This is a genomic window from Myxococcus sp. CA039A, from assembly GCF_013336645.1.
GTDB lineage: Bacteria > Myxococcota > Myxococcia > Myxococcales > Myxococcaceae > Myxococcus > Myxococcus llanfairpwllgwyngyllgogerychwyrndrobwllllantysiliogogogochensis.
This window is the reverse complement of record NZ_JABUMQ010000755.1, coordinates 1-474: the sequence shown is the minus strand read 5'-3', so window position 1 is coordinate 474 and position 474 is coordinate 1. Positions and strand designations below refer to the sequence as shown.

1 protein-coding gene is annotated in these 474 nt (G+C 65.8%); it reads right to left on the bottom strand.

Annotation, left to right across the window (positions count from 1 at the left end; genetic code table 11):
- The coding region (locus HR086_RS47435; RefSeq protein ID WP_217442257.1) for a glycosyltransferase family 9 protein at positions 1 to 416 on the bottom strand (416 nt) is incomplete at its 3' end.
- Between the last annotated feature and the right edge of the window lie 58 nt (positions 417 to 474).

The window sequence follows — 474 nt, the reverse complement described above, 5'->3', positions numbered from 1 at the left end:
CGTGCAAGCAGCGCGCGTGCAACATCCACCCACGCCTCGAGCGGCCAACCTTTGTCGGCGCGCGAAGTCGCATGCACCAGTGCCACGTACGGACGTGGCAGATTGAACGGCAAGTCGGCGGGCGGCTGCAAACCGAAGTCGATGGCGTCAGGCAGCGCATAACCGAGCGCCTCCGCCACCCTGCGGCGCGAGCGCTCGACTACGTGGATGTGCGGTTCCATTTCGACCTTGCGTTGGTAGAACAGCTTCGCAAGCGGCTCATAGCCTGCGCCTTCCGTCCGATTGCCGAAGCCCGCCACGAAACCACCCGGCGCCAGCTTGGCCTGCGCAGCCACGAGCGCCGTTTTGATCAGGCCTTGCGTATCGAGCACCGCGTCGTACGACTTCGCACGCAATGCGCGACGGAACGCCGCCACCTCACCCCAAGTCCTGCCGGAGCCCAGTGACTTGCGCCACCGCCGCAGGGAAAACGGA